Source organism: Leucobacter sp. UCMA 4100, assembly GCF_027853335.1.
Classification (GTDB): Bacteria; Actinomycetota; Actinomycetes; order Actinomycetales; family Microbacteriaceae; genus Leucobacter_A.
The window spans coordinates 596,651-622,003 of the sequence record NZ_JAFEUS010000002.1 but is presented as its reverse complement, the minus strand read 5'-3'; the positions used below and the strand labels follow the sequence as shown (position 1 = coordinate 622,003).

Below are 25,353 nucleotides of genomic sequence, written 5' to 3'. Positions count from 1 at the left end.
ACGACGCACCCGCGGCACCGGGTGTTCACCGACACGACACCGCCGGGTAAACCCCTCGTCACCCTCGCCTGTTTGGGTGGTCAACGGTCGCGCCTTTGCCGACCAACGCTTTTGGAAGGAAACATTCATGCCCTCTCATGATCGTGTAGCGAAACGGCGGAGCCGCGTGCTCGCCGGGGCGGTACTGACGGCACTCGCAGGCGGGTTCTTCACCGTTCCCGCGGTGATGCCCGCTGCCGCTGCTGAGCCCGAGGTGCCAGGCGATCCCGTGATCTCGTCAGATACGGTGTGGCGCTACCTCGACGACGGGGTTGACCCGATCGCCGCTGGTGAGCCCGTGCGCGGGTGGGTCGCGCCCGAATACGATGACTCGACGTGGAAGAGCGCTGAAGGCTCGTTCGGTGCCAAGAAGGGCAAGCTTGCCTCAGTCGGCCCGCACATGCCAAAGACGCTGCTCACGCACTACCAAGAAGACGGTACGACCGCGATTCCCACCTACCTCTTTCGCACCGACTTCACCCTCGAAGAGGGCGTCGCCGAGGAAGTCTCATACCTCAGTTCGAAGGTCACCTACGACGATGCACTCGTGGTGTGGATCAACGGGACGCAGGTCGCCGATTTCGAGGCCGGCCGGGTCACCGGAGAAACGAACATGGAGTACGCGGGTAACAGCAACGGAGACCCGCTGACGAACCTCTTTACGGCCGATGGCTCACTGCTCAAAGACGGCAAGAACACCGTCGCGGTTGCGCTCTATCAGGACCGCGAGAGCAGCTCGGACATTTTCTTTGACATGAGCGAGATGGTGCTTGAAGCCACCGGCGAGGTGCCAGTCGAGGCTGCGCCGAGCCGCGTCGTGCTCACCCCGACCGAGACCCCCGAAACCTCGCAGGCCATCTCGTGGCTCGCGGGCCACGACTCGCACAAGAGCGGGGCGGTCGAGATCGGTCTTGCATCGGGCGGCGACACCCGTCTTGTTGAGGCCACCGACGAGGGTATGGTGAATGCCAACGTGAAGCACCACTTCTCGGCGATCGTGACGGGGCTTGAGCCCGCCACCGCCTACCGCTACCGCGTCGGCACCGACGGCGGCTGGAGCGATTGGCGCGAGTTCTCAACCGCAGACCCGAACGCGAGCGAGTTTCAGTTCATCTACTACGGCGACGCGCAGATTGGCCTCGATACGACCTGGCCGAGCGTTGTGAAGCAGGCCGAAGAACGCGCAACCGCGTCAATCGGTTCGGTTCACGCAGGTGACCTCATCGACAAAGCCAACAACGAGACCCAGTGGGAAAACTGGTTCCTTGGCATGCTCGACAGCGGCGCGACGACGAACGTGATGGCCGCTCCCGGCAACCACGAATACAGCGGCGACAAGCTCATGACGGCGTGGAAGGCGAACTTCGAGTACCCCCGTAACAACCCGAAGCTCGACAATATCGGTGACATGAAGCAGCTTGCCGAGGGCGATAGCGCCGTGGCGAAGCAGTACCGCGCCTACTTCGAGCACTGGAGCAAGTTCGCTGAAGAGACCGTGTACTTCACCGACTACCAGGGCGTGCGCTTCATCACGCTGAACGCGACCCGCGACAGCACCTTCCTGAAGCCAGACGTGGTGCCCACCTGCATCAGCCTCGACTGCCCATCGTTGAAGGTTGACAAGCTCTGGACCGACTTCCAGGCAGCATGGCTCGACAACGTGCTCAAAGAGAGCCCCTCGAAGTGGAACGTGGTCACCTTCCACCAGCCAGTGTTCTCGGCCTCTTCGGGCCGCGACGAGCCGATTCTTCGTGCCGCTTGGCTGCCCGTGTTTGAAGAGAACGACATTGATCTCGTGCTCATGGGCCACGACCACGTGTACGCTCGCGGTTACCTGAACTCGAACGCGACCGACACCGAGGGCCTGCGTAAGGGCCCCGCGTACGTGGTCTCAAACTCGGGCGCGAAGCACTACGACCTCGCACCCGCCGATGACAACGTCTGGACGCAGAATGGTGCAACCCAGGTGAAGCGCGATGCTGGCGTGACGACCTACCAGGTCATCGACGTCGAGGCCGACCGCCTCGTGTACCGCTCGTACCTCGCCGAGACCTCTGACAAGGCGACGACCGAGGTGAATGTTGGCGAGCTGTACGACGAATTCACCGTCACGAAGTACGACGACGGTGAGAAGTGGGTCACCGAGCCCGGCGTTGAAGCACCCGCACAGCAGTTGCCCGCGAGCGTGACGCTCGACGTTGACAGCGTTGAGGCAGGCAAGACGCTTACCCTCACCGGCGCGCACTTTGCCGCTAGCGAGAAGCTCACGGTAACGCTTGGAGACAAGGCGATTGACCTCGCCTCGATCGTCGCTGATGCCGCTGGCGCCGTGTCGACGAGCCTCACGATTCCGGCAGATACCGAGGCTGGCACCTACACCCTCACGGTGAGCCGTGAGCAGGGCGAGCCGCTGACCGTCTCGGTTGAGGTCACCGCCGCTGTCGTTGACCCTGGAACCGAGGGGCCCGGGGGAGAGGACCCTGGAACTGAAGAGCCGGGCGGAGAGAACCCTGGAACCGAGGAGCCCGGTGGCGAGAACCCCGGGACCGAGCAGCCCGGCACTGAGCAGCCTGGCGCCAACAAGCCGGGCGCAGGCGAGAAGACTCCCGCCGACGACCTTGCGAACACCGGCGGCCAGGCAGGCCTTGCGGCAATAGCCGCGGTCGTGCTTCTTGCCCTCGGTGGCACCATCATGATCTTGCGCCGCAGGGTGGGAGAGAACGAGGTGACGACCGAGTAGTGGCGAAGCGGTTGCGGCGGCCTGAGCGCTGCCGCAACCGGGCAGTCAATCGGTTATCGATGAGGCCGCAGTGGTGGTGCGCAATGCAATTGCACCGTCACTGCGGCCTCTTTTTGCGCGTCTTCTGCGCGGCCGCGCGGTGACGGTTTCGCGGTCGGCTTACGGCAGGCTTGCTCGCTGCGGGGCTGCCGGCTCGTTATGAAGCGTTCGGTGCCCGCCCCGGCTCAGCGAGCGCGTGCTTCGAGCAGAGCTTCACCGAGTCTCCCGTAAGGTCGAGAAAGGTCTCGGCCGCGGCAAAGAGGTCGTCGATGGCCTCGGGATGCTGCAGCGAGTAGATCGAGGCGCGCCCCTCAGGCCTCGAGACGACGAGCCCGGTTTCTTTGAGGCTCGCGAGGTGCTTCGAAACGGTGCTCTGTGAGAGTCCGAGGTGCTCGGTGAGGTCGATGACGCGGTGCTCGCCAAGCTGCAAATGCCTCAAAATGACCAGTCGCGACGGATCGCTAAAGCTATGAAACAAGCACGATGCCGCCCTCATGGCCGAGACTTCCTCGGCCCAGGTCGCAGCATCACGGGGTGTTTCCTTCATCGCCATGTGACGATGATACCCCAGAACCGGCTTGTATTTTCTGGACACGCCTGAAGCGAGGTGAGTGGGGTGCGGATCGCGCGATCCGCACCCATCGCCCGCTAGTCGCGCGGCGGTGCGAGCTCGGCCTCGAGGTCGCGGTGCATTGATCCCTCGTGCTCGAGGTGGCCCTGCTCTTCGAGCTGGAAGGTGCAGTGTTCGATGCCGAAGTGCTCGCGCATGCTCTCGGTGAGGGCGTCGAGTAGCTTCGCGTTCAGGCCGTTTTTCTCGGCGTCGTCGACGAGCACGACGTGAGCCGACATGATTGTGACACCGCTCGTGAGGCCCCACACGTGCAGGCTGTGTACGTCGGCCACGCCATCGGCGCTCACGATCTCATCGTGCACCTCTTCGAGGTCGATGCCCGCAGGAACCCCCTGCATGATGAGGTTCACGGCTTGTTTGAGCAGCATGAATGCGCGCGGCAGAATGATGATGCCGATGGCGGCTGCGGCGATGGCGTCACCACGGTTCCACCCGAGGGTCACGTTGAGAATGCCCGAAATGATGATCGCGGCAGCGCCGATCCCGTCGCTCATGACCTCGAGAAACGCGGCCTTCACGTTCAGGCTCTCCTTGGCGCCGCGGCTCAGCAGAATGAGCGAGATCGAGGCGCCAATGAGCCCGACAACCGCGAAGACGATGACCCCGCCGCCCTCGACCTCGGTGGGGTTGAACCAGCGCTCAACCGCCTCGAAGAGAATGAACCCACCAAGCCCGAACAGGAGCAGGCAGTTCAGCAGCACCGCGATGATCTCGGCGCGCATCATGCCGTAGGTGCGCTTCTCGGTGGCCTGCCTCGTCGCGAGGAACGTCGCAACGAGCGCGATCAGAATTCCACTCGCGTCGACCGCCATGTGCATCGCCTCGGCCGTGAGCGCGAGGCTGTTCGTGATGGCCGCGCCGATGAGCTGCGCGACGATGATGGCGAGGTAGATGCCGAGCACCACCATGAGCTTGCGGCGGTGTGCCCCCGTTGCGGTCTGGGGTGCGCCTGCGCTCACGCCGTGGTCGTGATTGTGGCCGATTCCCATCTCGGTACCCTCTTCCTGCCTGTTCGATCTGTGCGTGGCGGGGTTTCGATGCTGTGTTCGTGGGGCGGATCGCTCCCGCGTTCCCCTCGGGAAGCATCGGCATCCCTCTAGCATCGTTACAAAGCGATGCTATCGTATTCGAGCGGTGTTGTCGATAGTGTGCGATGCTGGCGGTTGGTGATCTGTGTGCTCCTGCTGCGGGGCTGGGCGAGATGCCGCCGATTGGGGTGATGCCGCGGTTTGGAGAGGTTTCGGCTTTCGCCTCGGCGATTCCCGGTCTACTTGACGAAAAGCAGGGTGTTCGCGCGAAAACACCCTGCTTTTCGTCAAGTAGATCCAGATTCCGCGCGCAGGGCTCCCGTTTCAGGCCCCGCCACGCTCACTCACTCGCGCACACTGCGGCGCCGCGTGACCGTTCCGTCTGGCTCAAGCCCGATAACCGTCTCGACTCCGACGCGCTCAAGAAACCCCGGATCGTGGCTCACGATGAGCAGCGCCCCGCGGTAGGCATCGAGCGCCTCGGCGAGCTGTTCGACGCTCTCGATATCGAGGTTGTTCGTCGGCTCGTCGAGAATGAGCAACTGCGACGGCGGATCGGCGAACAGCAGTCGCGCGAGCGCCACCCGAAAGCGCTCACCGCCCGAGAGCGTGCTCACGGGGCGGTCGACCGCGGCGCCCCGCAGGAGCAGCCGAGCGAGATGATTGCGGATCGTGCCCGTGGGCACCCCCGTCGCAACCGCACGCACGTTGTCGATCGCGCTCGCCGACCCGTCAAGGGAGTCGAGCCGCTGGGGTAGGAATCCGACGTGCTCGGTGAGTAGCCGGCCGGTCGCCCGCGGCGGGGTGCCCGAGCCAGCCAAAGCGCCGGCGCCCGCGCCCGCTTGCACGCCCGCGCCCGCCCGCGCACCCGTGCCGCGCAGCATGCGCTCGATGAGCGTCGACTTCCCGGAGCCGTTCGGCCCGACGAGGGCGACCCGCTCGGGGCCCTGCACGATGATGCGGTCGTCGCCAGAGATGAACTCCATGATGCGACGGCCCTTCGCGACGCCCGGGTCGGGCAGCTCAAGGTGAATGTGTTCGTCGTCGCGCACCCTGGCGTCGGCGGCATCGACCGCGGCCTGAGCCGCCTGGATCTTGCCGTCGTGCGTCGAGCGCAGCGATCCTGCCGAGACCTCGGCGCGGTTGGCCCGCATGCCGGCAATGATTTTCGGGAGACCGCTCTGCTCGGCCTTCTGCGCCGTTCGGGCACGGCGGGCGAGCTTCGTCTCGGCCTCGACGCGTTGCCGCTTCTCGACCTTCAACGCCTGCTGCGCTGAGCGTGCAGCCTGCTGCGCAGCCGCCTGCTCTTGTTCCTGGTGCGCGCGCCAGGAACTGTACGGGCCCCCGAACGTCGTGAGCGAACCGTGAAAGAGTTCGGCCGTGTGATCCATGCGCTCGAGCAACTCGAGGTCGTGGCTCACGATTACGAGCGTGCCGGGCCAGTCGTCGACGAAGTGTGCGAGCTTCGCGCGGGTCTCGCGGTCGAGGTTGTTCGTTGGCTCGTCGAGCAACGTGATCGGGGTGCGTCTGACCCTGAGCCCCGTGATCGCGATGAGCATCGCCTCGCCACCCGAGACTTCGGTGACCCGACGGTCGAGGTCTGCCGCCGAGAAGCCGATCTGGTGCAGCGCCTGGTCGGCTCGAGCCTCGATGTCCCAGTCGTCGCCGATCGTGTCGAAGAGCGACTGTTCGACGTTGCCGCGCTCGATCTCGCGCATCGCTTCGAGCACGGGGTGAATGCCGAGCAACTCGGCGATTGTTGTGTCGTGGCTGAGCGTGAGGGTTTGCGTGAGGTATCCGACTTCGCCTGCCACGTCGATCCGCCCGCTGGTGGGGGTCAGCTCGCCCGCAATGAGCTTCAAGAGCGTTGATTTGCCTGAGCCGTTGCGGCCGATGAGTCCGGTCTTGCCGGGGGTGAACGATCCGTTAATGCCAGATAGCGCGGGTGAGCCGTCAGGCCACTCGAAACTGACATTTTGCAGGGTGATTGATGAAGCGGCAGATACTGGTGCCGAAGTGTTCATAGACATGGTGCATCACTTCTTTCGTCTCGCGCTGCGGCGAAGCGCTTCGCGAGGGGTGTATGCGGCCCGCCGTGAGACGTCCGGGCAAGGTGAGTGTTTTGGGGCCTGGCTGAGCGAACACCCGGCGGATCGCGCTCAGCGATCACCACCCAACGCTGCATCGCGCGGCGTGCGTGCCGTGCGGGGCTGGTTCTGGGGAGGCGCTTGCGAGGATCCGCGAGAAAGGGCAACGAGTCTGAGCGTCGCCTAAGCAACGCTCAGCGGTGCCTGCTTTGTGCGGCGGGCGGGGCCAGGAAGTGGCGCAGAGAGTGCGCTACCGAAGCAACAGCTCGAGGTGTTGTCGTCGTGCCGACGGTGAGCCAGCCACGACGGGTGCCATTGCAAATGCGATGGCGGCTACTTATCTACTTCAATCATCTCCATGCCTTAAGGCTAACAAAGATGGCGTGATCGTGCGAGAGCGAGCGCAATGTCGTGCCGTGCTCGTCATCGCGACGGCCTGGAGAAGCGCGTTAGGCTGACGGCTTGCCGTTCAGAACGTCATAGGTGACGCGCACGAGGCCGTCGGGGGTGACGTGCGACCCGCGCACGATGAACGAGGCGTTGCTATCGGCGCAGAAGAGCTTTGATCCGCCGCCGACGGTCACCGGAACCCACGAGATCGTGAGCTCGTCGAGCAGGCCCTGGTCGAGGAAGACCTGCACGGTGACGCCGCCGTCAACGTAGACCTCGCGCGCTCCCTCGCGGTTCAGGAGTTCGACGGCTTCGGGAAGCGACCGGACGACGTGCACGCGGGGCAGGTCAAGCGGAAGGGTTGAGCTCAGGACGACGACGCGCGTGTCGCCGTAGGGCCACTCGTCAAATGAGGTGACCGTCTCGTAGGTGACTCGGCCCATGACGATGGTGTCGATGGAAGGGAAGAAGGTCTCCCACTCGAACGCCGGAACCGTCTGCGGGGTTGCCCGGTGCTGGCCCTCGCCGTGGCTCGCCTCGAGGAATGAGAGGTCGCCGCCAGGGCCAGCGATGTAGCCGTCGAGACTTGAGCCGAGGAAGGCGCGGCCGTGCCAGGTGCGTGAGAGAGACATAGTGATTCTTTCAGTGAACGACGGGCGCGAGGTGGTGCGAAAAACTCTACAAATGCTACTGGAACGTGCTGAAGAGTCACTGTGGCCGAGAGGGGCGTGCCACCGTGTGAGAGGACAGTCCGGGCTGGTGGGCATCGCCAATAAACATTGAATCGTGCAGGTCTTGCACGTGGGCAACAGTCAGCGTTGCTGCTAGGGCCGAGTCGCCATCGCGCAGTGCGTTGATAATGCCCTGGTGCTCTTCGTTGCTCTCGTAGAGGTACTCGATCTTGTAGGGCAGAAAGTACGGGTCGAGCGCTTCGTGAATGTATTGCAAGAGTGGAATCGCGCGAGAAACCGAAGCGATGCGCGCAATGCTCATGTGAAACTCGCGGTCGAGGTTGCGAAACTGTGCCCAGTCAGTGGTGTCTCTCATACGCTGCACGAGCGACTCAAGCTGTGCGAGATGACCTTTCGTGAGGTGCTGCACCGCAAGGGCCACAAAGCCTGCCTCAAGAACCGCCCGCTCGTCAATGAGGCTGCGCACGAGATTGGTATCTTCGACAAAGCGATCGACCGCATGATCAAGATCGATGTTCGGCTCAGCACATACGAAGCTGCCACCATAACGGCCAGCTTTGCGCTCGATGATCTCACTCTCCTGAAGCGTTGCGAGACCTCGAATGACCGATGACCGGCTCACCGTGAACGCCTCAGCCATGTCATCGACGTGCGGGAGTTTTTCGCCAGGCTGGAGCAGCCCGAGCTTGATCGCCATGATGATTCGTGCACGAACCGTGTCGATTGCGCTCAGCCGCGAAATCGCCGAGAGCGTCGGGTCGTAGAGCTCGTGATCTTGCCCAGCCGTTGCCGGGAGAAGCCCTGAGATACCCATACCCGTACTGTAATAGAAATTCTCACCCGTGGTGGGCTTTGAAAGCCTGCCCACCACGGGCTTTCTTGCTACTCGTGCTCTGTGGCGTCGACGACCGATACGGCCCTGGTGGCCTCATGCTCTTCGGTTTTGAGCCGCTGCTTTTTGACAAGGGTTCCGATGACGAAACCGACCGCTGGGAGGAGGGCGAGCCCCGCACTCACCGCGGCGCTGCCACCCGTGACCATCGTGAAGTTTGAGACGACCAGCCAAGCCGCAACCCCGAGAGCGACGAGCGCGATGCAAGGAATCACGATTGAGGTGACGATGGACTTGCGCTTATCGGGACGCTTCGAGAAATACCTGATGACCGCGGCGGTGGTCAAGAACATGAGAATAACCATGCCGATTGCGGCTACCCCTGCCATGTATCCGAAGACTTCGACGAGCGGATCGAGCCCGACCAAGACAAAGACTCCGATGAGCACGATTGCCGTGATGCTCTGCACGAAAGACGACGTTGCGGGGCTGTGATGCTTGGGGTGTACCCGTGCGAGTGCCGGAGGCATGACCCCGATCTTCGCGAGTGCCAGCTGATAGCGGGCGAGAATATTGTGGAAGCTGAGCACGCAGGCGAAGAGGCTCGTGATGAGCAGAATCTGCATGGCGTCTCTGGTGAACGCACCGGCAAACAGTGCGGTGGTATCGAGCAGCATATTCTTGTCGCCAAAGAGTGTCTCTTGAGCGACCGCCTGTACCTGTGACGGGCCCGAAGCGACGACAAGCACCCATACCGAGATCGTGTAGAACGTGCCGATGATTCCGACCGCCAGGAACGTGGCCCGGGGAATGGTCTTGTTGGGCTTGCGAGCTTCGTCACGGTAGATCGCGGTTGATTCAAAGCCGACAAAGCCGGTGAACGCGAAGAGCACCGCGACGCCGAGGCCGCCCGTGAGGAAGACTTGCGGGTCGAACGGCTCGAGCGAACGGCCCTCGGGGCCGCCGTCGATAATGACCGCAACGTTGACGATCATCATGACGAGAATCTCAAGAATCAGGGCGACGCCAAGCACTTTCGATGAGAGCTCAATGTGTCGATAGCCAAGCAGTCCGACGATCGCGAGGCTGATGAGCGCAAAGATCGACCAGTGGATCTCGGGCCCACCGTAGTAGCGCACGAGATCCATGACGGCCCATCCCATGTAGCCGTAAATGCCCGCCTGAATGGCGGTATACGTCACCAGCGCAACGAAGGCCGAGCCCATGCCGATGCGTGAGCCGAGCCCCTTCGTTACGTAGCTAAAGAAGGCGCCAGCTTCTTTCACGTGTGGTGTCATGGTGACGAACCCGACGGCGAAGAGCACGAGTAATGATCGAAGCGATTGCAAAGCCCACTGGTGCGCCGGCACCGTTGCCTTGCCCGATCGCGAGCGGGGCATTGCCGCCAATCACCGTAAGCGGTGCGGCCGCTGCAATCACCATGAAGGCGATTGCACCTGTGCCAAGGTTGCCTGAGAGCTTTTGGGGTGCCTGGTCATGGGGCTGTGACATAGAACTTCCTTGTTCGTGTGCGGGTTGTGGGGCGTGGCTGTTGAGAGCTTGCCTGAGCGGAATGGCCCCTTGCGGGAGAGGCCTTACTGGACGGGGAGGTCGGTGCGCACCTGCTCGAGGTAGGGGTTTTGTGCTCTCGCAGCGCTCAGCTCAGCGCGATCGATGGTTGCGAAGAGGAACGACTCACCACTCTCGGGAGCTTCAGCGAGGTGCTCCCCGAAGGGGCTTGCGATGACGCTCTGGCCAAGGTACCGATACTCGTCGTCGGTTCCCACCTGATTGGCGTAGGCGACATAGGCCGAGTTTTCCCAAGCTCGTACTCGAATCATGTGCTCGTTGACGAGCCCGAACGGGGGCATTTGCGCGGTAGGTACGGCTATGAGGTCGGCCCCCGCGAGTGCGAGTCGGCGCGTGTTCTCCGGAAACTCGACGTCGAAGCAGATGAGCATGCCGATTGTGAAGCCCTTGAACGTGACAACTGGGCTTGCGCTCTCGCCCTGCACGAAGAATGCTCGGTCGAACTCACCAAAGAGTTGCACTTTGTGGTGGGTTGCGAGCAGTGCCCCGTGCTCGTCAACGAACCAGACGGCGTTCGTTACACCCCGTGTTGTTTGTTCAGGGCCGCCGATGATGATGGCGATGCCCTGTTCGCGAGCGACGGCTGCAACTTCTGCGGCGAGCGGTCTCTGCGCAAGCGTATTGATACTGTCGCCGATGGCGTAGCCGGTCACGAACATTTCTGGGCCGATGAGCAGCTCAGCACCGTGAGCTTTTGCTTCTGCCGCGGCTCGAGCGAGTGCTGCCAGATTAGACTCGACATCTGCCCGAGCACTCTCGGCCTGCCACACGGCGATGTGTAGAAGATCTGCTGAAGACATAGCGACAGTTAAGCAATTAAATCATTTTGAGTCAATTAAAAGTAGTGTGCTGTCTCCTTTTGCGTCGATTCCTGCCGAAACTGCCTGTCTGCTCTGGCTCAGCCGACTGCACCGAGTACTGCAACCTTTGAGGTCGTGTGCTTGGGAGCACTGTTGGGGGGCCTTAGATCAGCCCTCGAGTTTACCGAGGGCGGCATCGAGCACGATCGCTGCGTGACTCCAGAGCAGGGCGCCGCCGGCGTCATCGAAGACGGCGCGCGAAGCGCCCGGGATGCGGCCCGTGAGGGTCGCGCCGTGGTCGGGAGAGTGGGTCTGATCGTTCACCCCGAAGAGCACCTGCACGGGGCACTCGATGGCATCGAGGTCGACGTTCCAGTGTTGCATCGCGATGAGGGTATCGGTCACGTAGCCGGAGCCCTCGTTGGCGAAGCCCTCAGCGAGAGCCGCCCGGTACTGTTCGATAAACGGACTGCGCTGGTACCAGGCAACATCGTCAGGGTGCGAGCCGGCCATGACCATCTGCTCCATGTCGATTGCCGAGAAGCCACGCAACACGGCAGCTGCCTCGTCGGGTGACGAGTTTGCGAGATCAGAGAGCATCGTCGCCTCAGTCGGAAGCATGTCGTGAATGGTAGGAAAGGCGATCTCGTCGGCGGGTGAGGCAAGGACCAGGCGGCTGAGCGCCCCCTGCGCTGCAAGTTCGAGCCCAAACACTGAGCCCTGCGAGTTCGCCACCGCGGCGAAGGTCTCGTTGCTGCCGGTAACGGCGGCAACGAATGAGCGGTAGTCGTTCGCGGTCGTCGCCGCCGTGCGGCCTTTGTCGGCCGTGGAATCGCCGATACCAGGACGATCCATTGTGATGAGTCTCAATCCACGATCGGCAAGGTATTCATCGCCGAAGGTCATGCGCTTGCCGGTTGCCGCGCCTGCGATAAACAGCAAAGGGAGGCCACTGGCGGGACCCGCCGTCGTGCCGGTCAGAGTTCGGCCATCGCCCGTTGGTACTGAGTGCTGTTGTACATCGTTCATGGTGACAGTGTAAAAGGGACCACTGACATTCGTTCGAGAGCGGGAAAGGTGATGGGTGATCGGCTGCGATCCGCGGCGAGGGGGTCTAGCCCCTCGTGATGTGGTACTCCCTCGTAATGCCCGCCGTCACGAGGCCCCACTCGCTCGCGGCGACGCGGCGCTGGTGGGCTGCGAAAGCCTCTTCGCTCGAGAATTGCTCGGCAACGTGCCAAACGAGTGGATCATCGGTGGCGGTCACCTCGAACGAAACGCAGCCCGGTTCGGCGCGGCTCAAGGCCTCGTGCGCTGGGAGGTGAGTGCGCACGGTCTCGGCTTCTTTCGGGGTGCGGCAGATGAGCCTGCCGCGGAGGGCGATGTGACCTTTCATGAGTGTTTCACCTGTCATGGGCTCAGCCTCGCGCGCTAGCGCTGAACCTCTGCGAGGGGAACGAGCGTGCTCGACATTGGCCACGGCAGACGGTGCGAGGGCAGGGGAACCCCGCCGATCGCGTCACCGTAATCGTCCTCTTGCACGGTGATGCCGTCGGGCGAAACCTCGACGATCTTCACGCGCGCCCACTGATCAGGAGCGGTGAAGAACGCGTAACGGTCAGCGAGGTAGCCGATGCCGAGGTCTTCGAGGTATTCCTTGGCGGTGAGCCAGTCGACGGGCTCACCGCGGCGGCCGAGCAGGTCGATGGTCGCGAAATCTTCGCCCTCGGGCACGATCCACCCGATGAGTTCGTTGTCGCCGCGGCGGTGCTCGATCCAGTCACTGTGAACGGTCATGGTGACATCGTAGCGCGGTGGTCGGCCGCCGCCGCTGCCGTCAGCCGCTCAAATTGTTTGCACTTTTGGGTGATTTTCGGCCTCAAACGGGCAAAAAGTGCAAACAATTTCGCGGCAGCCTCGGTTTTCGCGGCAGCTACGGTTGCCCCTGAGAGCCCCACCAAAACGGGCTGGCGGGATCCGCGAACCATTCTGGGCTGGGGATGGGTGGGGAAGGCTGGGGCAACGCGTTGCAGAACCACCTCTCGGGTTCGCGGCTGAATGACCGGACCCGAAACAGCGCCTTCATCGCCCAGCACTCAGAGCCGCTCAACCTAGAGCTGCGCGAAGCTCATCGTCTGACAACTCGCGGTCTGCGTAGACCAGCCGAATTGCTTCCGGATCGGGATTGCCCGCGTCTGGAGCGCGATGCTGCAAAGTCAGCCCACATTTCTCGGCAACTCGGGCGCTCGCATGGTTGTGCTCCAAGAGATACGCGACCACCGGTAGCTCCGGAGCGACAAGCTGCGCTCGCTTGACCGCCACCTTCGAAACACGGCTGGCAATGCCACGGCCCTGTGCGTTCGCAGCCAGACGGTAGCCCAAGTTCCAGAACGTTTCGTTTCTGACGGAGCAACCTACGTGCCCGAGGAACTCTCGGCTCATCATATGGCGAACAATCCAGGCTGCGAGTCCGTCGCGCTCCCACGCATCGATCCACGATGTGACCATCGCAGTGGTCGTTGCAAGTTCAGTGTGCCGGCCAGAGGGAAGATGCGTCCAAACTCGCAGATCTCGGTAGATCTCATGCAGCGGCTCAATATCGGCCGTGGTAGGCGGGTCAAGACGAATGTCACTAAGCACTGACTCGTACCCGCGCTCGTTACCCATGTTGTGATTATGCCAGTCGGTGATGGGCAAAAGCGTTACATCGTATCGCTTTGAACTGGCTCTCGGTCTTCGACTTCCACCACAGCGCCGGTGCCGATACCCCTACACGTGCTCGCTCGAGCGAGAGAGCTGCTTCGCGGCTCTATTGGCTTTGATCCCAGCGAGCAACACCCAAACAAGCGACCAGAGCGCTGATGCAACGATGAGTGAAGCGATGATCGAGTTGGTGACGTTCTCAGATACCCCCAAGAAGAAAAGGGGCGCACTGAGCACAGCGAGGGCCGAACCGATCAACGATCCAAGCCCTGCGATCCTGAGATTTCGGCCCCCGGCTGCATGGCCAACGGCCCAAGCTTCATCTGAGGCGAGGGTGTGCCGAGTGCGAAGCCCAAATGCCCTATTGCGCGCAATGTCGCCGTTCTCGCAGGCTTTACCTACGGTGAATAGCCCGACTCCGAACAGGAGCAAGAAGCCGGCCATCACCATCCCCATCACCACAGTTTCGGCCATGTATCTGACCCTAGCAGCGTTTGGAAGTGGTGCAGTAGAACGCCTACCGCGCAAACGACCCTTCGCGTTTTCGCTCACGCCTTGGAGTAGGCGCTCCACACTTCAAACGCGGCTCGGGCACGTGCAATTGATCATTGGGGCCAAGTTGGTTGAGGCTGCGCCGTTTAGTCGGTGTGACGTGGCCTAGAAATAGCGTAGATCTCGAGGCAAATCCCGAGAAGGATGAGCGTAAAACCGAGAATGCCGAACTCTGTGAAAGTGATAACCAGCGCACCTGCCAGAATCATCACCACAGAAAGTACCACGCCGATCAGTGCTGCTTTGCCCAACTTCATAACCCCACCATACATGGCCCTTCAAAGCCCCTTGCTTCATGAAAAACCGGGGTGAAGCAGGGCACCTTGTTGCATTCCCGAAACTCCTGCATCACCTTTCAAAGTGATGCAGGAGTAAAGGTACGCTGCCGCAAGAAATTCACCCCTAGATCGCGTACCCCGTAACCGCCCCCTCGGTATTCGGCTTCCACCCCAGCGCCGGCGCCACGTGCTTCGCGAATGACTCGAGCACGTGCAGGTTGTACTCGGGGCCGAGCTGGTTCGGAATCGTCAGCATGAGGGTGTCGGCCGCCATCACGGCCTCGTCGTTTTTCAGTTGCTCGATGAGCACTTCGGGGCTGTCGGCGTAGGTCTTGCCGAAGGTCGAGCGCAGCCCGTCGATGACACCGATCTGGTCCTGGTTTTCGCGTGAACGCAGCCCGAAGTACATTTCGTCGCGCTGGTTCATGATCGGGAACACGCTGCGGCTCACGCTCACGCGCGGGGTGCCGGTGTGGCCGGCGGCGCGGTAGGCCTCGCGAAACTGCTCGATCTGCTGGCGTTGCAGCACGTCGAAGGGTTCGCCGGTGGCTTCGGTGAGCAGGGTTGACGACATGAGGTTTAGGCCCATGCGGCCGACGTCTTCGGCCGAGGCGCGCGAGCCGGCTCCCCACCAGATGTGGTCGCGTAGTGTGGGCGAGTGCGGCTCGATGGGCAGGTGCACGCCGGGGCCCGTCATCTGCGGGTCGCCCTCGGTGATGCCGCCGCCGTCGATCGCGTCGAGAAAGAGGTCGAACTTGTCGCGGGCGAGGTCGGCGCCGCGGGGGTCGCTCGAGCCGGTGTAGCCGAATGCCTCGTAGCCGCGCAGTGCCGGTTCTGGTGATCCTCGGCTGATGCCGAGCGCGAGTCTGCCGTCGGCGATGTAGTCGAGGGCGGCCGCTTCTTCGGCGAGGTAGAGGGGGTTTTCGTATCGCATGTCGATGACGCCGGTTCCGACCTCGATGTGCTTCGTGCGTGCCGCCATCGCGGTGAGTAGCGGCATGGGTGAGGCGGCCTGGCGCGCGAAGTGGTGCACGCGCACGTAGGCGCCGTTCACGCCGATCTCGTCGGCACCCTCGGCGATTTCGATGGTCTGCTTGAGCATGTCGCCGGCGGTGCGGGTGATTGACCCGGGCACGTCGCCGTAGTGGCCGAATGAGAGGAATCCAAATGCTTTCATGTCGGGTGTAACCGGGCGCCCGGTAAAAGTATTCCCGAGCATTATCTTGCGCGCGAGATAAATCATGAGACGGGGCAAAGCGGCGGATCCGCGACGAGCCAACGCCCGGTCACCCTGAAGACCCACGCAAGATCGTACCGGGGTACGCCCCGCTGGTACCCGGGGCCGACGCGGCTGGTGGGTGGCCGGTCGTAGCGTTTGGGTATGAACGATATTTCGCAGCAGATTCCCCTCGTGAGAAGCACCCCCGAACCCCCGAGCGACCTCGTGGTTTCGGCCCACCACGTCGTCAAACAGTACGGCGATGCGGCGAACCCGGTCACGGCGCTCGGCGGGGTCAGCCTCGGCCTTAAGCGCGGCGCTTTCACCGCGATCATGGGCCCGTCGGGCTCGGGCAAGTCGACGCTCATGCACGTCATGGCCGGCCTCGACACCGTCAGTTCCGGCGAGATTCTGCTCGCGGGGCAGCGCATCACCGGCATGAATGACACCGAGCTCACGAAGCTCCGCCGTCGCCAGATTGGCTTCATCTTTCAGGCTTTCAACCTCGTGCCAACGCTCGACGTGCTCGGCAACGTCATGCTTCCCTTCGAACTCGACGGGCGCACGCCGACCGCGGCCGAGCAGGGGCGCATCGACACGATTCTGGCAACGCTTGGCCTCGCGAACCGCCTCACGCACCGCCCGCACGAGCTTTCGGGCGGCCAGCAGCAGCGCGTCGCCATCGCGAGGGCGCTCGCGACGAGCCCAGACATCGTCTTCGCCGACGAGCCAACGGGTGCCCTCGACTCGCGCACGAGCCGCGAGGTGCTCGGGCTGCTGCGCGAGGCCGTGAACAGCTCGGGCCAGTCGATCGCGATGGTCACCCACGACCCGGTTGCCGCGAGCTACGCCGACCGCATCCTGTTTCTCGCTGACGGGCAGATCGTGCTCGACTCGGCAGCCATGAGCCCAGAGCAGATCTCGCGCACGATGCTCAACCTCGAGCAGGTGAGCGCATGAGAGACAGGCTTCAGGGGCATGGCGCGACGATCGTCGTCTCGGCACTGTCGACAGTGCTCGCCGTCACGCTCATTCTCACGACCGGTGTGCTTGCGGCAGCGCTCGATCCGAACCTCATGGAGGGTTCTGCAACCTTTCGAATGATGTTTCTCGCGGTCTCGTTCGTGTTCATCGGCATCGCGCTCTACGTCGCCGCGATCGTCACCGCGAACACCTTCTCGACGATCATCGCGGGGCGCACCCGCACGATCGCGCTGTACCGACTCATCGGCTCGACCTCGAACCGCATGCGCGCCTCGGTCGCCCGCGAGGGTCTCGTCATGGGCGCCCTCGGCGCGCTCGCCGGCTTCGTCGTCGCGACGGGGCTCGTGGCGGGCGGCGTGGCCATCGCGGTGCAGCAGGGAGGCTTGCCAGCTGGGCGTGGGTACCCGCTCTTCGATCCGCTGACGCTCGTCGCGGTGGCCCTCGTCATCGCGACCACGTGGATCGCTGCCTGGGTCGGCACCAAGCGAGTCGGCCAGGTTTCGCCGATCGCGGCGACCGGTGCGGCCGTTGAGCCCTCGCCAGAGGTGGCCGGTGGTCGCGTGGGGCGCACGGTTACGGCGATCATCTTCGTGATCATCGGTGTCGCGCTGATGGGGCTCGGCATCGCGCTCAGCCCCATGGGTATCGTCGTCGCGTTTTTCGGCGGAATGTTCTCGTTCACCGGCATCATGCTCGCTGCGCACCGCATCATGCCTCCCATGCTCGCGCTGAGCGGCAAGCTGCTCGGCAAGAGCCCCGTCGCGCGCCTCGCGAGTGCGAACGCGACGCGGCATCCCGAGCGAGCCACTCGCGCGACGATCGGCCTCGTGATCGGGGTGACCCTCGTGACCATGTTTGCGGTGGCCCTCTCGAGCTTCGAGTCGATGATGCTCACGGCCTTCGGCGACGACCCTGCCTCGCAAGCGGTGCTCGGTTCGACCATCGCGACCGTCACGGTGGTGCTCACCGCGCTCGTCGGGTTCTCGGCCGTCATCGCAGCCGTTGGCCTCGTGAACACGCTCTCGCTCGGCGTTATTCAGCGCACCCGCGAGCTCGGCCTCTTGCGCACGCTCGGCTTCACGGGCGCGCAGGTGCGTGGCCTCGTGATCGTTGAGGCCGCGCAGATGACGCTCACCGCGCTCGTCTTCGGCGTCGTGCTCGGCGGTTTTTACGGGTGGATCGCCGCCACCTCTCTGCTTGCTTCAGAGGTCGGCATTCAGCGGCCGGGCATCCCCCTGCTCGTCATCGCGGGCATCGCGGTGTTTGGCATTGCCCTCGCGGCGCTCGCGTCGTTCGCGCCCTCGAAACGCGCCGTTCGCGTCGCGCCCGTTGAGGCGCTCGCCGCGGCGTGACTCGGGTGGGAGCCTCCGAAATTCCTCGGTGGGCTCCCACACCCGGGGAGTATGGTGGTGGGCATGACTGTTGTGATTGATGCTTCATTTAACCCGATTCCTTCTCTCGACCAGCAGCCTCAGGTTGTTGCGGCTGCACAGGCGCAGGCTGCAGCACAGGCAGTGTTCGTGAGCACCGAGGGCGAACTTCCCTCGGGTGTGACCGTGTCACGCGAGGCGCTCGCCGCCGTTGGCTTCACCGCGAAGCCGGGGCAGACCTACCCGATTGCGGGCGAGACCCTTACGGTGCTCGTTGGCGTTGGCGAGAAGCTTGAGACCCAGGCCCAGGTGCGCGACGCCGCGGCCGCCTTCACCCGTGCCGCGAGCGAGATCGCTGACCTCGCCGTTGACGTGCGCGGCCTCGCGGTCTCGGTCGACGAAGCGGCTCAGGCCGTCGTCGAGGGCTCGCTGCTCGCACGCTACCGCTGGGACGAGCTCACGACCGACCCGAAGACCGTGACGCTCGAGAAGCTCACCGTCGTCACCGACGACGAGAAGCAGGCGACCGAGGGCATCGAGCGTGGCCTCGTGCTCGCTCGCATCGCTGGCCTCGCGCGTGACCTCGCGAACACCCCGCCGCGCCACCTGAGCGCCGAGAAGTTCGGCGAGATCGCGCAGAAGCTCGCCCCCGAGTTTGGCCTCGAGGTTGAGGTCTACGACCGCGCGCAGATCATGGAGCTCGGCCTCGGCGGCCTGCTCGGTGTGAACGCCGGCTCGACCGAAGAGCCCCGCATGATCAAGGTCATGTACCGTCCCGAGAACGCGAAGGGCCACCTCGCGCTCGTGGGCAAGGGCATCATGTACGACTCGGGCGGCATCAGCCTCAAGCCCTCGAACGCGATGCACGCGGCCATGAAGTTCGACATGATGGGCGCCGCTGCGGTCTTCTCGTCGATGACCTCGCTGCGTGAGCTCGGTGTTGAGCACCAGGTCACCGGCTGGCTCATGTGCACTGACAACATGCCCTCGGGCAGCGCGACGAAGCTCGGCGACGTGCTCACGATTCGCGGCGGCACGACCGTCGAGGTTAAGAACACCGACGCCGAGGGTCGCCTCGTGCTCGCCGACGGCCTCGTGCTCGCGACCGAAGAAGAGCAGCGCCCCGACGCGATCATCGACATCGCGACCCTCACGGGTGCCGCGCAGATGGCACTCGGTGAGCGCACCGCAGCGATGCTCGCGAACAACGACGAGGTCGCCGCTCAGCTCGAGGCAGCAGCCCTCGTGAGCGACGAGAACATCTGGCGCATGCCCCTCGATCACCGCTACCGCGAGCAGCTCAAGTCGAACACGGCTGACCTCTCGAACATCGGCGGATCATCAGCGGGTCTCATCCTCGCCGGTCTCTTCCTGAACGAGTTCGTCGACGGGATCGCCTGGGGCCACCTCGATATCGCAGGCACCATGATGAGCGACAAGAACGACCTCTGGCGTTCAACCGGCTCAACCGGCTTCGGTGCACGCCTGCTCGCCGAGTTTGCCGCGGCCTTCGAGGCACCGCGCCAGTAGTTCACGACTGCTTCACACTTTCGAGTGACCAACACCGGGGTCTCGGCCGCGATCGTTTGATCGTGACGGGGCCCCGGTGTTGTGTATCGCCACCGTTTTACACCGTGCGGTCACGGGAAAGCACTGTTTCCCGTGACCGCCTACCGCGCCCCTGAGGGGTGCAAGGAGCTACCACGATGACCCATATGCCAGACCTCAACACGTACATTCAGCAGATCTCAGACTTTGTGAGCGCATCGCCCTCGTCGTACCACGCGGCACGAGAGACCGAGCGCCAGCTCATCGAGGCGGGCTACGAGGCCCTCGACGAGACCGCAGCATGGCCCGAACTCACGCCGGGTGCGAAGCACGTCGTCGTGCGTGACGGTGCCGTGATCGCCTGGGCTGTGGGCCCCGACATCACCCCTTCGGCGCGGCTCAACATCTTTGGTGCCCACACCGATTCGCCCGGATTCAAGCTCAAGCCAAGCCCAGCCTTTGACGCAGAGGGATGGGCCCAGGCCGGCGTCGAAATTTACGGCGGCCCGCTGCTCAACTCGTGGCTCGACCGCGACCTCGCCTTTGCGGGCCGACTCATCACCCGTGACGGGCAGGAGCTCACCGCAAAGACTGGGGCCGTCGCGCGCATTCCGCAACTCGCGATTCACCTCGATCGCCAGGTTAACGAGGGGCTCAAACTGCAGAAGCAGATGAACACGCAGCCCGTGCTGGGTGTGAGCCTCGGGTACGGCGAGGGCGATCCGCTGCGATTGCTCGCTGTCGACGCTGGTATTGATGCCGCCGATATTGCCGGTTGCGACGTCGTCGTCGCCGACACGCAGGCCCCGGCGCGCATCGGGATTGGCGGCGAACTGCTCGCCTCAGGGCGACTCGACAACCTCTCGTCGACCTACGCCGGCCTCGCCGCCATGAAAGGCGCTCAGCCCGCCGAAAACAGCATCGCCGTGTTCGTGTCCTTCGACCACGAAGAAATCGGCTCAGAGACCCGCTCAGGCGCTTCAGGGCCGTTCCTGGCCGAGATCGTCGACCGCCTCTACGCTTTGCTCGGCGCCGGCGTCGAAGAGCGTGCGCGCGGGCTCGCCTCATCATGGTGCCTCTCGGCCGACGCAGGGCACTCGGTGCACCCGAACTACCGCGAGCGCCACGACCCCAACGTGCGCCCGCTCGCGGGGCAGGGGCCTATGCTCAAGGTCAACGCGCAGCAGCGCTACGCCTCAGACGCGCACGGGGCGGCCCTCTGGAGCAGCGTGTGCGAGCGTGCAGGGGTCAAGCATCAGACCTTCGTGTCGAACAACGACATGCCCTGCGGAACGACCATTGGGCCGCTCACCGCAACCCGCCTCGGCATTCGCACCGTCGACATCGGGGTGCCGCTGCTTTCGATGCACTCGGCACGCGAACTCGCACACGTCGATGACCTGTATGCGCTTGCCCTCGTCGCTCAGACGTTCTTCGCCTAGAATGCACGTATGAGCGAGATTTCAAGGGCAGACGAGACGACACAACTTCCCACCGAACGAATGATGCCGCGGGTGCAGCGAATGGGCAACCGCGACATCGAGGTGACCTTCTTGGGGCTCAACTCGAGCGGCAAACCTTCGTGGATTTTATGGAACCCCAACGAGCCACACCTCATCGGGCTGCTCACGCAGGGCAGCCTCGGCTACAACTTTGAGCAGCGAACGAGTGTTGGCGTGTTCATGCACGAAAACATTTCGCTCAACCGGCTCAACAAAGCCCTCATGGCCTGACGACGGGCCAAACTCGTCGCTTTTCGAGGCCCAATTTCTGGGCGTGTCACGCCGTCTTGCTCGGGCGTGACACGCCAGGGATTAGAGAAAAATGGCCTCGATTTGCACAAGCCCCCGCATTCGCATATGCTTATTTCTCGGTGGTCAACGTGCGAAAGTGCGAGACTGCGGCCCCATCGTCTAGCGGCCTAGGACTCCGCCCTTTCACGGCGGCAACACGGGTTCGAATCCCGTTGGGGTCACGATCACCAGATACAATTAAATAGCACCAGGCCCTGTAGCGCAGTTGGTTAGCGCGCCGCCCTGTCACGGCGGAGGTCGCGGGTTCAAGTCCCGTCAGGGTCGCCAAGAAAAAGAGCCCTTCTTCGGAAGGGTTTCTTTTTCTCAGAAGGCGATCAAAAGCCTTCGGCTCTGTAGCTCAGTTGGTAGAGCGTTCGACTGAAAATCGAAAGGTCACCGGATCGATGCCGGTCGGAGCCACGTGGCGGAGATTACACCGCCGCTGAGCCCTCAAGAGGCTTCTACTCTTGGGGGTTCTTTTATTTGCGCATGTGGGCGCTCTACTTGGCTTTCGACTCTTTGCTCCTAGCGATGCGAGCAGGAACGGGCCCCGGTGCTCAGCGAGCGCTTTCTTCCAGCGTGTGGTCACTTTCCGCAACCGTGTGGTCAAAAAGTGTCGATTTGTCTGCGCGGGTTCTAACGGTGGTTGCAACACCCGAGACAATACAAGGGGGGACACTGACATGAAGTTCTCAAGGAACATGCTTGCTGAGCATGTGAACACGATCTGGGATATGCGAGCTGCTGGCTTCACCGCACGAGAGATTGGTGAACGGGTAGACAAGAGCGAAGCCGCGATCTTGTCACATATTCATTCGCAGGGCGGGGTGAGACCCCGAAGAGTAGCCCGGGTGTCGTCGTTATCGTTCGAGGAGCGTATCGAGATTCAGGCGTTATGGACGGCAAAGGCTGGGATTCGTGAGATCGCGAGGAAGTTGGGGCGTGCCCCGTCAACAGTGAGTCGTGAGATTCGGCGGAACGCGTTCTTTTCTTCTGAACGGGCTCGTAGGCCGAGGTATCGGGCAACACAGGCACAATCGCAAACGTTTCAGCGCGCCCGCAGACCGAAACCGTCGAAGCTGGTAACGAATCCGCGGTTACGGCGTTTTGTGGAGGCTGAACTATCGTTGAAGCGGTCACCGGAACAGGTTGTGGGCAGGCTACAGCGCGAGTTTCCGGATCAGCCGGAGATGCGAGTGTCACACGAAACGATCTATCAAGCGATCTATCTCCTTGCCAGGGGTGGGCTCAAACGCGAGCTTGAGGTTCGGGTTCGTACGGGGAGGAAGATCCGACACAGTCACCGTTCTGGCCAGTCTAGGCAGGGCCGAATTGCTGGGATGGTGAACATTGTTGACCGTCCCGCAGAAGCACTTGATCGGGCTGTTCCTGGGCATTGGGAAGGTGACTTAATTATCGGGAAAGATGGCAAGAGCGCTATCGGGACGGTCGTTGAACGCCACTCGAACTATCTATTCCTTGTTTGGTTAGACCCCTCGTTACCGCGGGTAGAAGCAGTCACTGAGGGGCTTATCGCGAAGATGAAAGAGTTACCTGATGTGCTTCGTCGGACTCTCACCTGGGACCAGGGCAAAGAGATGAGTAAGCATCAAGAAGTCGCTATGGGAGCTGATATTGATGTGTTCTTTTGCGACCCGCACTCGCCCTGGCAGCGGCCGACGAATGAGAACACGAATGGGTTACTGCGGGAGTATTTCCCCAAGGGCACTGATCTGAGTGTGTTCAGTCAGGCAGATCTCGATTATGTTGAGTGGGAGATGAACGACCGGCCCCGGAAACGGTTAGCGTTCGCGAAGCCGGCCGAGGTCATCGAAGAGATACTGTTGCGCTGACCGCTAGAAACCGCCTGGGGAATTCGACACTTTTTGACCACACGGCGACGTGGCACACCTGCACAGTAGACCTGCTAACAAAACATCACGCATTTACGATGATTTCAGTGCTCCCGTTTCCTCAAGAACCTTAAGCGTCGCCAAAACAGGGCTGTCTCGATACAGTTTGTTTCGGGCAACTTCCCTCACCGTGGTGACGACTTCTGGCGCGCCGAACACCTGCAGAGCATGTCCACCGATGTGCTGGGTTGCTGCCCAATCCCTGATACGTTCCTCATGACCACCGCCAGCGAACTTGCCGACGGAGAGCCGCATCTCAAGCTGGTCCGGTTGATATCCGAAGTGCTCGCAGGCACCGTGAAGAATTCCTTCGCGGATATCTGTTGGTCACGGAGCGAATTGGACTTGTGAGGCAGACCCTCATAGTTGCATCTGCCAGTGGTATCGACTTCGCTTCAGCGGCGGCGCTGAAGCTTTCTGCCGGCCGCAGCGTTCAAGGGAACCCCACCGACGGTGATGGGAACGAAGGACAAGAAGCCGAAGACGAAATAGAGCGCTCCGCCAACGACCATGCCGGCGACCGCGACAAACCGCCACACATCTTCTGAGAACGGGATTGGCCCCAGGGAGCGGCCGTCGTAGATCAGGCGAAATGAGTCGTTCGAGATGAGAAAGACGATCAGGACCCAGCCCGAGCCGAAGAGCAGCCCTGCGATCCACCCCCAACGACTGAGCGCTAAACCACCAAAAATCGCGCCGGCAAAGACCGGTAGGCCGAACGCGGTGACGAGAATGAGCACTCCCCAGAGTTCTGCGGTGTGCGACCCAGACAGGTCGCCCAGCCAGAGAACGAGGAGCGAGACCGCGAGCAACACGAACATCATCACGACGAGCGTAATCGTGATGGTCGATATGGCTCGGTTGCTGAGGCGGTACGCCTCGCGGCTTGGTGACGCAGGGGTGGTGCGTGGGGTGGTCTTTGGCTGGGAGCTTCGAGACATGGCCTCAGCCCATGACCGGGCGTTAGCCCTGTATAGGGAGGTTATTGAGTGCGTGAGTAGAAGACGCCGGCGTCGTCGTCGCCGAGCATGAGGCGTTCGGCGCCCGTTTCGTAGGAAGCGCCCGAGAGCGGATCTTCGAAGGTGGGAGCGATCGCGGGGCAGTAGACGGCATAGCCCGTGGGAGCGTGTTTCTCATCGTGCAGGCCGATATCGAAGCAGCCGAGGAAGAGCCCGTTTTTACCCGAGACCTTCATGGTGAAGGTGGTGCCCTCGTGGGTGAGCGTGGGGTAGCCGATCGTGAGGCAGTCGGCCTCGCCGCTGCACCAGCGGCCAGACGAGTCTTCGATCGCGGGGTCGGCGGAATCGGCGGGGGCTTCGTCGCCCCACGGCATGACGACGCTGATCACGCCGCACTCCTTGCTGATGCGGCTCGCGGTCTCGCTCCAGGTGAGCGCGAGGCCTTGTTCGGTCGGGGTCCACGCGGCGACCCATTCGTCGAAGTCTGGCTCGAGCTCGGCGCAGGCCTGCCAGTTATCGGCGGCTTGCAACTCGTGAAGCACCTTCTTGTGCGGCACTCTGTCGCGGAGGTTCACGATGTCTGCGAGCTCGGGGGTTTTCTCGCTCCCGTCGGTTGCGACGACAACCGAGAACACCTCGTGAGACGGCAACGATTCAACGATCTCTGCGCTGAAGTGCATGGTGGCGCCCGCATACGTTTCGTAGGTGCCGTGGTCAGGAGTCGTGATGCTGACGGGAAGGGCGCAGGCGGTCGAATCTTCACAGTTCAACTCTTCAACGCTGTAGGTGCTTGCCCAGGTTCTGAGGTCGGCAAAGTAGTCTTCGAGCACGTCATCGACCTGCTCCTTCAACGCGTCAGAGATAGCGTCTGTCGTTCCGGTAACCTCGGGGCGCTCAAGAGTCACCTCGAGTGTGAAGCGCTCGCCGTCGCGGTCGCGCCCCTCGTACTGCACCCACTGCTGCCTGACCTCGACGACCGGGTCGCCCAGCACCGGCCCGTGGGCCTGCTCTGGTTCAGGCTCAGCAACGGGGGTAGCATCGTTCGCTTGGCAGCCGGTGAGCAAGAGGGTCGCGGCGGCGATGAAGCCGAAAGCGGTGACGAATGGGCGGCGCATCCCTGTCCTTTCTGCGTTCAGTGCAGAAAGGACTTCTGCACGGTTTGTTCA

At 62.8% G+C, this 25,353-nt stretch carries 24 protein-coding genes and 3 tRNA genes; 10 read left to right on the top strand and 17 right to left on the bottom strand.

Annotation, left to right across the window (positions count from 1 at the left end; translation table 11 throughout):
* Positions 1–127: 127 nt before the first annotated feature.
* A complete protein-coding gene (locus tag JSO19_RS03155) occupies positions 128–2,779 on the top strand; it encodes a purple acid phosphatase family protein (RefSeq protein ID WP_270909673.1) in 2,652 nt (883 codons plus the stop codon).
* Positions 2,780–2,975: 196 nt separating this feature from the next.
* Here the strand turns inward: JSO19_RS03155 and JSO19_RS03150 are convergent, their stop codons facing one another.
* From JSO19_RS03150 to JSO19_RS03080, 15 genes are all read right to left on the bottom strand, one after another.
* Complete coding sequence (locus tag JSO19_RS03150) at positions 2,976–3,365, bottom strand: ArsR/SmtB family transcription factor (RefSeq protein ID WP_217136615.1); 390 nt, start codon at positions 3,363–3,365, stop codon at positions 2,976–2,978.
* 101 nt (positions 3,366–3,466) lie between these two features.
* Positions 3,467–4,438, bottom strand: a complete 972-nt coding sequence (locus JSO19_RS03145; RefSeq protein ID WP_270909672.1) for a cation diffusion facilitator family transporter — start codon at positions 4,436–4,438, stop codon at positions 3,467–3,469.
* A gap of 383 nt (positions 4,439–4,821) precedes the next feature.
* The gene (locus tag JSO19_RS03140) at positions 4,822–6,507 is read right to left on the bottom strand and encodes an ABC-F family ATP-binding cassette domain-containing protein (protein WP_333734910.1); all 1,686 of its coding nucleotides are present in this window, start codon (positions 6,505–6,507) and stop codon (positions 4,822–4,824) included.
* A 506-nt stretch (positions 6,508–7,013) separates the two neighbouring features.
* On the bottom strand, positions 7,014–7,586 hold the full coding sequence (locus JSO19_RS03135) for a dihydrofolate reductase family protein (RefSeq protein ID WP_270909671.1): 573 nt from the start codon (positions 7,584–7,586) through the stop codon (positions 7,014–7,016).
* Positions 7,587–7,662: 76 nt separating this feature from the next.
* The gene (locus JSO19_RS03130; RefSeq protein WP_270909670.1) at positions 7,663–8,460 is read right to left on the bottom strand and encodes a FadR/GntR family transcriptional regulator; all 798 of its coding nucleotides are present in this window, start codon (positions 8,458–8,460) and stop codon (positions 7,663–7,665) included.
* A gap of 68 nt (positions 8,461–8,528) precedes the next feature.
* Positions 8,529–9,776 (bottom strand): APC family permease, encoded by a 1,248-nt coding sequence (locus tag JSO19_RS03125; protein WP_270909668.1) that lies wholly within the window; start codon positions 9,774–9,776, stop codon positions 8,529–8,531.
* Positions 9,739–9,990, bottom strand: a complete 252-nt coding sequence (locus JSO19_RS03120; RefSeq protein ID WP_270909666.1) for a hypothetical protein — start codon at positions 9,988–9,990, stop codon at positions 9,739–9,741. The genes JSO19_RS03125 and JSO19_RS03120 overlap by 38 nt, the downstream gene beginning before the upstream one ends.
* Before the next feature lie 83 nt (positions 9,991–10,073).
* On the bottom strand, positions 10,074–10,868 hold the full coding sequence (locus JSO19_RS03115; RefSeq protein ID WP_270909665.1) for a carbon-nitrogen hydrolase family protein: 795 nt from the start codon (positions 10,866–10,868) through the stop codon (positions 10,074–10,076).
* Between the two features lie 168 nt (positions 10,869–11,036).
* Complete coding sequence (locus JSO19_RS03110; protein WP_270909663.1) at positions 11,037–11,897, bottom strand: alpha/beta fold hydrolase; 861 nt, start codon at positions 11,895–11,897, stop codon at positions 11,037–11,039.
* A gap of 85 nt (positions 11,898–11,982) precedes the next feature.
* Positions 11,983–12,282, bottom strand: a complete 300-nt coding sequence (locus JSO19_RS03105; RefSeq protein WP_270909662.1) for a putative quinol monooxygenase — start codon at positions 12,280–12,282, stop codon at positions 11,983–11,985.
* A gap of 17 nt (positions 12,283–12,299) precedes the next feature.
* Positions 12,300–12,665 (bottom strand): hypothetical protein, encoded by a 366-nt coding sequence (locus JSO19_RS03100; protein ID WP_270909661.1) that lies wholly within the window; start codon positions 12,663–12,665, stop codon positions 12,300–12,302.
* 309 nt (positions 12,666–12,974) lie between these two features.
* Positions 12,975–13,565, bottom strand: coding sequence for a GNAT family N-acetyltransferase (locus JSO19_RS03095; protein WP_270909659.1), 591 nt, complete (start codon positions 13,563–13,565; stop codon positions 12,975–12,977).
* Between the two features lie 72 nt (positions 13,566–13,637).
* Positions 13,638–14,045 carry an SdpI family protein gene (locus tag JSO19_RS03090; RefSeq protein WP_270909658.1) on the bottom strand — a complete coding sequence of 136 codons (408 nt, stop codon included), beginning with the start codon at positions 14,043–14,045 and terminating at the stop codon, positions 13,638–13,640.
* A 164-nt stretch (positions 14,046–14,209) separates the two neighbouring features.
* On the bottom strand, positions 14,210–14,380 hold the full coding sequence (locus JSO19_RS03085; protein WP_270909655.1) for a hypothetical protein: 171 nt from the start codon (positions 14,378–14,380) through the stop codon (positions 14,210–14,212).
* Between the two features lie 145 nt (positions 14,381–14,525).
* Positions 14,526–15,578 (bottom strand): LLM class flavin-dependent oxidoreductase, encoded by a 1,053-nt coding sequence (locus JSO19_RS03080; RefSeq protein ID WP_270909653.1) that lies wholly within the window; start codon positions 15,576–15,578, stop codon positions 14,526–14,528.
* A gap of 204 nt (positions 15,579–15,782) precedes the next feature.
* Between JSO19_RS03080 and JSO19_RS03075 the strand changes: the two genes are divergently transcribed.
* The 9 genes from JSO19_RS03075 to JSO19_RS03035 all read left to right on the top strand — a co-directional run bounded on the left by JSO19_RS03075 (position 15,783) and on the right by JSO19_RS03035 (position 23,168).
* Complete coding sequence (locus JSO19_RS03075; protein ID WP_270909652.1) at positions 15,783–16,580, top strand: ABC transporter ATP-binding protein; 798 nt, start codon at positions 15,783–15,785, stop codon at positions 16,578–16,580.
* Entirely contained in the window at positions 16,577–17,956 is a 1,380-nt protein-coding gene (locus JSO19_RS03070) for an ABC transporter permease (protein WP_270909650.1), read from the top strand. Before JSO19_RS03075 ends, JSO19_RS03070 begins: the two co-directional genes overlap by 4 nt.
* A gap of 63 nt (positions 17,957–18,019) precedes the next feature.
* Positions 18,020–19,504 (top strand): leucyl aminopeptidase, encoded by a 1,485-nt coding sequence (locus JSO19_RS03065; RefSeq protein WP_270909649.1) that lies wholly within the window; start codon positions 18,020–18,022, stop codon positions 19,502–19,504.
* Positions 19,505–19,680: 176 nt separating this feature from the next.
* Entirely contained in the window at positions 19,681–20,964 is a 1,284-nt protein-coding gene (locus tag JSO19_RS03060; RefSeq protein ID WP_441358083.1) for a M18 family aminopeptidase, read from the top strand.
* A gap of 9 nt (positions 20,965–20,973) precedes the next feature.
* Positions 20,974–21,255 carry a hypothetical protein gene (locus tag JSO19_RS03055; protein ID WP_270909646.1) on the top strand — a complete coding sequence of 94 codons (282 nt, stop codon included), beginning with the start codon at positions 20,974–20,976 and terminating at the stop codon, positions 21,253–21,255.
* A 169-nt stretch (positions 21,256–21,424) separates the two neighbouring features.
* Positions 21,425–21,497: transfer RNA gene (locus tag JSO19_RS03050), tRNA-Glu, on the top strand.
* A gap of 29 nt (positions 21,498–21,526) precedes the next feature.
* Positions 21,527–21,603: transfer RNA gene (locus tag JSO19_RS03045), tRNA-Asp, on the top strand.
* Between the two features lie 59 nt (positions 21,604–21,662).
* Positions 21,663–21,735 (top strand) — tRNA-Phe (locus JSO19_RS03040).
* A gap of 281 nt (positions 21,736–22,016) precedes the next feature.
* Positions 22,017–23,168 (top strand): IS30 family transposase, encoded by a 1,152-nt coding sequence (locus JSO19_RS03035; RefSeq protein ID WP_442915703.1) that lies wholly within the window; start codon positions 22,017–22,019, stop codon positions 23,166–23,168.
* A 455-nt stretch (positions 23,169–23,623) separates the two neighbouring features.
* Here JSO19_RS03035 and JSO19_RS03030 read toward each other — a convergent pair whose 3' ends face one another.
* Together JSO19_RS03030 and JSO19_RS03025 are read right to left on the bottom strand one after the other, a co-directional pair.
* Positions 23,624–24,169, bottom strand: a complete 546-nt coding sequence (locus tag JSO19_RS03030) for a hypothetical protein (RefSeq protein WP_270909644.1) — start codon at positions 24,167–24,169, stop codon at positions 23,624–23,626.
* 41 nt (positions 24,170–24,210) lie between these two features.
* On the bottom strand, positions 24,211–25,302 hold the full coding sequence (locus JSO19_RS03025; RefSeq protein WP_270909642.1) for a hypothetical protein: 1,092 nt from the start codon (positions 25,300–25,302) through the stop codon (positions 24,211–24,213).
* Positions 25,303–25,353: the final 51 nt, after the last annotated feature.